Source organism: Achromobacter sp. DMS1 (genome assembly GCF_001270295.1).
Map to the genome: position 1 here is coordinate 1 of NZ_LHSJ01000175.1, position 8,970 is coordinate 8,970.

The window sequence follows — 8,970 nt, forward strand, 5'->3', positions numbered from 1 at the left end:
CGGGCCGGCCGCGGCGCCCGCGCCGGGCGGGCTTGTTTTATCGGCGGTTGCTCAGGAGGCCGGCAGCAGGGCCGGCTTGAGTATGCCGCGCAGTTCGGCGTAGGGCAGGGTGAGCTCGGGCTCGCCGTGCGAGTAGGGCGCGATGGAGTAGGCGTTGTACTTCACCACCATGCCCTCGCGGGTGAGCGCGAAGTTGTCGCTTTCCTGGAACGGCCACATCTTGTCGTAGGCGGCCGGGTCGCGCTGGGCGTCGGGATTCTGCGCCAGCCATTTGGCGTGCGCGCGCCGCAGGGCTTCGACATACTGCGGATGCCGGCCCGGGATGAGCGCCTCTTCCAGGCTCATGACCCGGCCCCGGCTGCGTTCCCAGTTCAGGTACTGGGTGGCCGGAATGCCGTGGGCCGCGCCGGTGATGAACTGCTCGGTATGCAGCTCGATGGCGATGATGTCGCCCACCGTGTCCTTGACGCGGGCCTTGAAATAGGTGGCGTCGCGCGCGCGCGCGACGGTCCAGAAATAGCGCGTATATTCCGACAGCGTGTCGTAGGGGCCGCGCCGGTTGGCGTCGGTGCCGGTCATGTAGGCCAGCACGTGATCCACCAGGGCAGTGAGTTTCGGAATGCCCGGAAACGCCACGCTGTCGATTTCGATGCGGGGGCAGTCGCCTTCGCAGCCCGGCTTGGCGCCCGACCATTCGATGCGCTGCACATCCAGGTCGCCCACGGATCGGGGCGTGGCGGCCGCGTCGGCGGGCGAAGCCAGGGTGATGTTGGCGGGCGGCGAGCTGCCGCAACCCGCCAGGGCGAGCAGCGTCGCGGCAAGCAGCAGGCGCGGCGCGCTGGCCGGCGAGCAGAGGGAACGCATCGGAAAACCTCCAGAAATCAAGGCACCGTCGCCGTCCATTCGACGGTGGAGAACTTCTCGTCGGCCTGGGCCTGGGCTTTGGCCAGCGTGCCGGCGCCGATCTCGCCCGGCGTCAGCCGGTGCATGCCCGCGAAGGTGTCGACCATGCGCTGGATGATGGTTTCGCGCGGCAGCCCGGTCTGGGTGCGCAGCGGATCCACCCGCTTCTTGGCGCTCGTAGTGCCCTTGTCCGACAGTTTCTCGCGCCCTATGCGCAAGACCTGCACCATTTTATCGGCGTCGATGTCATAAGACATGGTGACGTGGTGCAGCACCGCGCCGCCGCGGCGGGCCTGGGCCGCTCCGCCGATCTTGCCGGCCTCGGAAGCGATGTCGTTCAGGGGCTGGTACCACGCCTTGATGCCGAGATCCTTCAGCGCCTGCAGCACCCACGCGTCCAGGAATTCGTAGGACTCCTGGAAGCTCATGCCGTGCACCAGGGCTTGCGGCACGCTCAACGAATAAGTGATGGTGTTGCCCGGCTCCACGAACATGGCGCCGCCGCCGCTTACGCGGCGCACCACCGTGATGCCGTGGCGGCGCGCGCCCTCGGGGTCGACTTCGTTCTTGAGCGATTGGAAGCGGCCGATGACCACCGCGGGGGCGGCCCACTCCCAGATGCGCAGCGTGGGCGGGCGCAGCCCCGCGCCCACCTCGTCGGTGATCACAGCGTCCAGCGCCATGTGCAAGGCGGGCATCTGCGGGCCTTCGTGGATGAGCTGCCAGTCGTAGTCGTTCCAGTCGGTGCGCGTCATGCCAGCGCCCTCCGCAGGGCCACCGCGACAGCCTCGGCCGAGAAGCCGAACATTTCGGCCTCCGTGGGCAGGGACGACTGCACGGCCAGCGCCAGTTCGAGTTCGCCGGCGTCGGCCGGCATGCCGGTCAGGCCGCGGTTGATGGCGTCCAGGGCCTCGGGCGGCTCCAGGAAGAAATCGCCGCTGATGCGCACCTCGGCCAGGCGGCCGTCGCGCAGTTCCACGTCCGCGACGACGAGCTTGCCGCCGGGGACTTTGTATTCGCCATGCATGGGCGCTCCTTGGATCAAAGGTCGAGGCTGAGCTTCATGCCGTCGTGGGTGGCCTCGAAGCCCAGGCTTTCGTAAAAACGGCGCGCGTCGGGGCGGGCGCGGTCGGTCGTGAGCTGGACCAGGCCGCAGCCCTGGCGGCGGCACTGGCCGATGGCCCATTCGAACATGGCGCGGCCCAGCCCCTGGCCGCGCGCGCCGCGGCGATCCGCACGCTTTCGATCTGGCCGCGCCACATGCCTTGCCGCGACAGGCCGGGGATGAACGTCAGCTGCAGACAGCCCACCGGCTCGCCGCCGCGTTCGGCCACGGCCAGGAACTGGTTGGCGTCGTGTTCGATAGCCGCGAAAGCCGCAGTGTAGCGGGGGTTGGGAGGCAGCGCGGGGTCTTCGCGCGCGGACCCGAGCGCGTCGTCGGCCAGCATGGCGATGATGGCCGGCAGATCGCCGATGCGGGCGCGGCGGAACGTCAGCGGCGCAGCGGTCATGGCGGGCCTCAGCGCTGCGTGCTTTGCGCGGTCTGGCCAAACAGGATGCGGCGCGATTCCTCGTCGCTCACGGAGGGCGCGGTGTTGATGGTGTCGGCCAGCGCGTAGGCGCGCTGCGTGGCCGGCCGCGCGGCAATCGCCTCGAACCAGCGCCTGAGGTGGGGGAAGTCGTTCAGATCCTGGCCCTGGCGCTTGTGGGGCACGATCCAGGGGTAGGCCGCCATGTCGGCGATGGAGTACTCGCCCGCCACGAATTCGCGGTCGGCCAGGCGCTTGTCGAGCACGCCGTACAGCCGGTTGGTTTCCTTGACGTAGCGCTCCGTGGCGTAGGGAATGCGCTCGGGCGCGTACTGCGAGAAATGGTGGTTCTGGCCGGCCATGGGGCCCAGGCCGCCCATCTGCCAGAACAGCCATTGCAGCACGTCGGCGCGCCCGCGCAGATCCCGCGGCAGGAAGCGGCCGGTTTTCTCGGCCAGGTACAGCAGGATGGCGCCGGACTCGAACAGCGAGAGCGGGCCGCCGCCATCGGCGGGCGACTGGTCCACGATGGCGGGAATGCGGTTGTTGGGCGAGATCGCCAGGAATTCGGGCTTGAACTGGTCGCCCTTGCTGATGTTGACGGGGTGAATCTTGTAAGGCAGGCCGGTTTCTTCGAGGAACAGCGTGATCTTGTGGCCGTTGGGGGTGGTCCAGTAGTAGAGATCGATCATGGAGGCTTCCTGGATGGCGGAAACGGCGCCCGGCCCTTCGCGGGCCGGGCGGGCTGGCCGCCCATGATAGCGGCTCAGGCCGAGCGCGGCCCCGAATACCCGGGGCCGCGGCGCGGGTTTGCGCGTCTGGCGGCAATCCATCCTAAGCGCAGCCGCCGCCCGCGCCCAGCGCCCGCGCGCGCCGCGGCAGCCGCCAGCCCAGGCTCACGCCCGCGGCGGCCAGGAAGATCATCGCCACCCCGCCGACCTGCGCCAGGTTCATGCGGTGGCCGTACACCGCGAAATCCAGCACGATGGCGACGGCCGGGTAGATGAAGCTGAGCGCCGCCGTGGAGGTGGTGGGCAGCTTCTGGATGGCCGAGTACATCAGGATGTACATCAGGCAGGTGTGCACCAGCCCCAGCGCGACCAGGCAGGCCCATTGCGAGGGCGCGGCGGGCAGGGCGTGGAAGTCGGCCATGGGCAGCAGCATGGCCGCGCCCAGCGTCACCTGCGTCAGGGCCAGCACCTGCGGCGGGATGTGCTTGAGGTGCTTCACGATGACGGCCGCGGCGGCATAGAGCGCGGCGGCCCCCAGGCCCAGCATCAGGCCCGCCAGATAGCCCTGCGGCGCGCTCGATGCCCAGGGACGCAGCACCAGCAGCAGCCCGGCGAACGCCAGCACCGACCAGGCCAGCTTGCCGCGCGACGGGCGCTCGCCCAGCAGCAGCGCGCCCAGGCCGATGAGGAAGAACGGCTGGACGTTGTAGACGGCGGTGGACAGCGAGATGGAGGCCAGCCGGTAGGCCGAGAACAGCAGCACCCAGTTGAGCACCAGCGCGGCGCCGGCGGCCAGCGCCAGGCCCAGCGTGCGCGCGGTGTACAGCCCGGGCCGCAGCAGGCCGCGCGCCGCGCAATAGGCCGCCAGCGAGAGCGAGCCGAAGAGGCAGCGGAAGAACACCACGTTCCAGGCGCTCTGGCCGGATTCCAGCACGAAGACGCCCAGGGTGCCGGACAGGGTCATCGCGGCGGCCATCTGCCAGAGGCCGCCGCGTTCGGACGGGATAGGCATGTCGTTTCTCCTGGCCCGGCATGACCGGGCATTTCATGGAGAAATTATTCCAGGCGGATCCGGCCGGACATATGATGAGAAATCGAAGATTTCGACCAAATGCCTTTTTTGGAGGGATATTTATGCCGGAAAACCTTAGAAACGAAAATCCCGTCCTGGATGGTATCGACCGCCGGCTGGTGGAACTGCTGACGGCCAACGCGCGCACGACCACGGCCGATCTCGCGCGCCAGGTGGGCATGTCCGCGCCCAGCGTGGCCGACCGCTTGCGGCGGCTGGAGGAATCGGGCGTGATCCGGGGCTACACGCTGGACGTGGACCCGCAGGCGCTGGGCTACACGCTGGCGGCCATCGTGCGCATCCGGCCGCTGCCCGGCCAGCTCAAGCGGGTGGAAGGCCTGATCCGCGAGATCGAGGAATTCGTGGAGTGCGACAAGGTCACCGGCGACGACTGCTTCATCGCGCGCATGGCGCTGCGTTCTATCGGCCACCTGGACGGCATCCTGGACAGGCTGAGCGAACACGCCGAAACCAATACCGCCATCGTCAAGGACCACACCGTGCGGCGGCGCCTGCCGCCGCTGCGCTGAGCGCAAGCCGCCGCCGGCTCAGGGCGCGGGCGCGGCCAGGGCCTGGGCGATGTCGTCGCGCAGGCTGTCGGGCGCGTCGGTGGGCGCATAGCGCTTGATCACCTGGCCGTCGCGCCCCACCAGGAACTTGGTGAAGTTCCACTTGATGCCCTCGGTGCCGAACACGCCGGGCTGTTGCGACTTGAGCCAGCGGTACAGCGGGTGCGCCTGCTCGCCGTTGACCTCGATCTTGGCAAAGAGCGGAAACGTGATGTCGTACTGCGTGGTGCAGAAATTGCGGATCTCGGCTTCGTCGCCCGGCTCCTGGCGGCCGAACTGGTCGCACGGGAAGCCCAGCACGGTGAGGCCGTCTTCGCGGTACGAACGGTACAGATCTTCCAGGCCGGAGTACTGCGGCGTGAAACCGCACTTGGAGGCCACGTTCACCACCAGCAGCACGCGGCCGCGGTAGGTGTCGAGGGATTGTTCCGCGCCGTCGATGGTGCGGGCGGAGAAATCGTAGATCGTGCTCATGAGGCTCCTCGGGGCGTATCAGGCATCCGAGCGCGACGGCGTCAGCGCGGAGGATGGCGTAGGCAGTGTAGCGCCACGCCGGCCGTGGCGGCGCGTGCCCCAGGAGGCCAGCAGCAGCACGGCGGCCGTCATGGCCGCGGACAGCCACGGCAGCCCGGTCAGGGGCAGGCCGTGGCCCAGCGCCACGCTGCCCAGGCCGGCGCCGCAGGCATTGCCCAGATTGAACGCGCCCTGGTTGAGGGTGGAAGCCAGGTTGGGGGCGTCGGCCGCCTGGTCCACGATCAGCGTCTGCAGCAGGGGCACCACGGCAAAGCCCAGCACGCCCCAGACGAAGGTAACCGTCAGCATGGGCGCGAGCGCGTGCGACGCCCCGGGCAGCACGGCGAACACCGCCAGCAGCCCCGCGAAAACCCGGCGCAGCGAGGTTTCGAGGCTGCGATCGCCCAGCTTGCCGCCCAGGGTGCTGCCTACCGTGAGCGCCACCCCGAACAGCAGCAGCACGCCGGTGATGCCGCGCTCGGAAACGCCGGTTACTTCGCGCAGCAGCGGGGCGATGTAGGTCAGCACGCAGAAGAGGGCCGCCGACGCCAGCACGCTGGCGGCCAGCGGCCACAGCACGCGCACGTCTTTCAGCACCCGGAATTCGCGCAGGATGTTGCCGGGCTGCATGGGGATGCGGCCGGGAATCCAGGCCGCCAGGGCCGCGACGGCGGCCATGCCGATGCCGCTCACCACCCAGAACGTGGACCGCCAGCCGGCGGCCTGCCCGAGCGCGGTGCCCAGCGGCACGCCCAGCACGTTGGCCAGCGTGAGGCCGGTGAACATGAGGGCGATGGCGCTGGAGCGCTGATGGCGCGGCACCAGATCGGCCGCCACCACGGCCCCGATGCCGAAGAACGCGCCGTGGCAGAACGCCGTGAAGACGCGCGCGGCCATCAGCAGCCCGTAGCCGGGCGCCAGCGCACAGAGCAGGTTGCCCAGCACGAAGGTGCTGGCCAGCCCGATCAGCGTGGCCTTGCGCGGCAGGCGCGCCGTGACGATGGCCATGATGGGGGCGCCGATCACCACGCCCATGGCGTAGCCGGTGATCAGCAAGCCGGCGATGTCGATCGAGACGTGGAGGTCGGCCGCCACATTGGGCAGCAGGCCCATGATGACGAATTCGCTCGTGCCGATGCCGAAAGCGGCGGCGGCCAGCGCAATGAGGTGCAGGGGCATGGGAGAGGGCGCAGCGGGAGGCGCCGGCGAAAAAGACAGCGCGGCGCGAAGGAAAAAACGCCCGCCATTCTAGGGCAGGCGCGCAGGCGGCCCCCGCAAGCCCCTGCCGTCGACCAGGGTATACCCTGATGCCAGCCGGCTTACACCAGGCCCAGATCGGCCGGCGTCACCCCGGGAAACACCTGGGCGAGCCGCGAGCGGTCCAGCCCGTACAGCCGCGAGAACAGGCCGGCGAACACGGCGCGGTATTCGTTGAGCACCGGGTAATCGCGGTCCTGAAAGAGGGTGTCGCGGCGCACCGCCACCTGCCGGCCCGCGATGCGTCCGCCCCGCACCTGGCCTCCCAGCACCCAGTACACCGTGCCGTGGCCGTGGTCCGTGCCTTTGTTGCCATTCTCGCGGAAGGTGCGGCCGAATTCGCTGATGACGACCACGGTCGTCTGGTTCCAGGCCGCGCCCATGCCGTCTGCATAAGCGGCCAGCGCGCGGCCGAGCTGGCCCAGCCGGTTGGCGAGCAGCCCCGAGGCGGCGCCCTGGCCGACGTGGGTGTCCCAGCCGCCCACGTCCACGAAGCCCAGGTTGTAGCTGCCGCTCATGAAGCGCGCGATGCGCCGGGCCTCCTGCTCGAGCCTGTCGGCCGAAACCGCGTTGCCGTTGGCCGCCTGCATCTCGGCCTGCAGGTTTGCCTGCGCGGCGCTCATGATGCGCTGGCCCTCGCTGACCGACGCGGCCAGGTCGGTGCCCCGGTACATGGCGGCGATGGCGGCGCTGTCCTGCTCGCGCAGGCGCGACTTGCCGGCCGCGCCGCCGAGGTCGATATTGGGCACCCGGTCCGGGCCGCGGAAGATCTGCGGCACATCCGAGGTGAAGGCCGCCGGGCTGGCGCGCTGGCCGCCGAGCGCCACGGCCAGCCGGTTGAGGAAGCCCGAGCGGTAATCGCCATCGGCGCCCTTGGCCGCGCCCTGGCCCAGCTCGATCCGGTTCTGGGTGTCGAAATGGCTGCGGCTGGTGTCGTCGGTGCCCGCGAAAGGCACGAAGGCGAGCTGGCGCTTGCGGTAGAAGGGCAGCAGGCTTTCGGCCAGCGCCGGATGCAGGGCCCAGCCGTCGGCCAGCGGCAGCGCGGCCTGCGCGCCGGAGCCGGGCCGCGCGATGGCAATGTGCGGACGCGATTCGTAATAGAAATCGCTGTCCGCCGGCACCAGCAGGCTGGCGGCATCGTAGGCGCCCCGCATGAAAACGACGAGCAGCCGGTTGCGCCGGCGGCGGGCGCGGCATAGAGGCGCCGGCGCCCAGCGCGAGCGGAGCGGCGGCCAGGGTCTTGAGCAGTTGTCGGCGATCCATGAAAACTCCTCAGCGCCGCATGAATTCGGGCGAGGCCAGCAGGTAGGTGTTGGCGTCGCGAGGATTGCGGGCGCTTTCGATGGCCTGTCGCGTGGCGGACGAGAGCCCGGTGAACAGGCCGCTTCGCGCGTCGGCCTCGAGCAGGTCGGGCAGGCGGACGGGCTCGGGCGCTTCGTTCTTGTTCTTGCGGTAGAACGCGGCCGGCGCGGCGGCGATGGCGCGGGCGGCCTCGAAACGCGCCGTCATCTGGCCCGATCCCGACCAGTCCGATTGCGACAGCGGGTAGCCGTCGGGCGTGAGGCGCAGATTGAGCGGCTGGCCCAGGCGGCGCAGCAGCGCCAGCCCGGGCCGCGGGTTGACGATGGGCGGCAGGCCGGCATAGGCCAGGCGCAGCGACGAATACACATAATGCACCGGATCCTTGAAAACTCCCTTTTCGAGCGACTGCGCGAACTCGGGCGAGCGGAACAGCGCCTCCAGCGTGGCGGCGATGTCGCCGTCCGTTTCCTGGAAGCGGCGGGCCATGCGCGCGATGGCGGCGTCGGGCGGGGCATCGCCCATGAAGAACTGCGCCAGCTTGGCGCTGATATGCCGCGCGGTGGCGGGATGGCGGGCCAGCATGTCTACCGCCTGGTCCACTTCGGCCATGCCCGCGCCGGCGATCCGGCGTCCGAGAAAGCGCTTCTCGCCATAGTCGTGGCGGGCCGGGTTGAACAGGAACAGTCCGTCTTGGACCACTTGCGCGCGCAGCGCAGGCTTGACGCGGGGCGGCTCCCCGCTGGTGTTCACACCCAGGCCGGTGAGTATGCGCGCCAGTTCCTGCACGTCGGTCTGCGTGTAGCCTCCCTTGACGCCCAGCGTATGCAGCTCCATGAGCTCGCGCGCGTAGTTTTCGTTGATGTGCCCCGCGGTGTTGCGCGTGTTGTCCAGGTAGACCAGCATGGCCGGCGAGCGCAGCGTGGCGGCCAGCAGGTCGCGGAACTTGCCCAGCGCATGCGGGCGTATCGCGCGGTCTTCGTACTGGTCGATATAGGTGCCGATATCGCTCTTGTTGGCGTAGACGTTGAAATGGTTCATCCAGAACCAGGTCATCTGCTCCTGGAGCTGGTTGGGCGCATACACGGCGCGCAGCA

General features: G+C 69.5%; 10 protein-coding genes and 1 pseudogene. 1 reads left to right on the forward strand and 10 read right to left on the reverse strand.

Going from position 1 to position 8,970, the window contains the following annotated elements:
* Nucleotides 1-51: 51 nt before the first annotated feature.
* The 6 genes and pseudogenes from AD428_RS18225 to AD428_RS18250 form a co-directional block, all read right to left on the reverse strand.
* Nucleotides 52-864 (reverse strand): RsiV family protein, encoded by an 813-nt coding sequence (locus tag AD428_RS18225; protein ID WP_053246119.1) that lies wholly within the window; start codon nt 862-864, stop codon nt 52-54.
* 17 nt (nt 865-881) lie between these two features.
* The gene (locus AD428_RS18230) at nt 882-1,658 is read right to left on the reverse strand and encodes a lipoate--protein ligase family protein (RefSeq protein ID WP_053246120.1); all 777 of its coding nucleotides are present in this window, start codon (nt 1,656-1,658) and stop codon (nt 882-884) included.
* Nucleotides 1,655-1,930: a hypothetical protein gene (locus tag AD428_RS18235; protein ID WP_053246121.1), complete on the reverse strand. Its 276-nt coding sequence runs from the start codon at nt 1,928-1,930 to the stop codon at nt 1,655-1,657. The genes AD428_RS18230 and AD428_RS18235 overlap by 4 nt, the downstream gene beginning before the upstream one ends.
* Before the next feature lie 14 nt (nt 1,931-1,944).
* A pseudogene (locus AD428_RS18240) lies at nt 1,945-2,414 on the reverse strand (N-acetyltransferase family protein).
* 8 nt (nt 2,415-2,422) lie between these two features.
* Nucleotides 2,423-3,124, reverse strand: coding sequence for a glutathione S-transferase N-terminal domain-containing protein (locus tag AD428_RS18245; RefSeq protein WP_053246127.1), 702 nt, complete (start codon nt 3,122-3,124; stop codon nt 2,423-2,425).
* 142 nt (nt 3,125-3,266) lie between these two features.
* Entirely contained in the window at nt 3,267-4,175 is a 909-nt protein-coding gene (locus AD428_RS18250) for a DMT family transporter (protein WP_053246122.1), read from the reverse strand.
* Nucleotides 4,176-4,297: 122 nt separating this feature from the next.
* On the opposite strand from AD428_RS18250, the gene AD428_RS18255 reads away from it, so the two are divergent.
* The gene (locus tag AD428_RS18255; RefSeq protein ID WP_053246123.1) at nt 4,298-4,765 is read left to right on the forward strand and encodes an Lrp/AsnC family transcriptional regulator; all 468 of its coding nucleotides are present in this window, start codon (nt 4,298-4,300) and stop codon (nt 4,763-4,765) included.
* Nucleotides 4,766-4,783: 18 nt separating this feature from the next.
* Here AD428_RS18255 and AD428_RS18260 read toward each other — a convergent pair whose 3' ends face one another.
* From AD428_RS18260 to AD428_RS18275, 4 genes are all read right to left on the reverse strand, one after another.
* On the reverse strand, nt 4,784-5,278 hold the full coding sequence (locus tag AD428_RS18260) for a glutathione peroxidase (RefSeq protein ID WP_053246124.1): 495 nt from the start codon (nt 5,276-5,278) through the stop codon (nt 4,784-4,786).
* 18 nt (nt 5,279-5,296) lie between these two features.
* A complete protein-coding gene (locus AD428_RS18265; protein WP_053246125.1) occupies nt 5,297-6,496 on the reverse strand; it encodes an MFS transporter in 1,200 nt (399 codons plus the stop codon).
* A gap of 140 nt (nt 6,497-6,636) precedes the next feature.
* A complete protein-coding gene (locus AD428_RS18270) occupies nt 6,637-7,728 on the reverse strand; it encodes a DUF1501 domain-containing protein (RefSeq protein WP_369798784.1) in 1,092 nt (363 codons plus the stop codon).
* Nucleotides 7,729-7,846: 118 nt separating this feature from the next.
* The coding region (locus AD428_RS18275) for a DUF1800 domain-containing protein (protein WP_053246126.1) at nt 7,847-8,970 on the reverse strand (1,124 nt) is incomplete at its 5' end.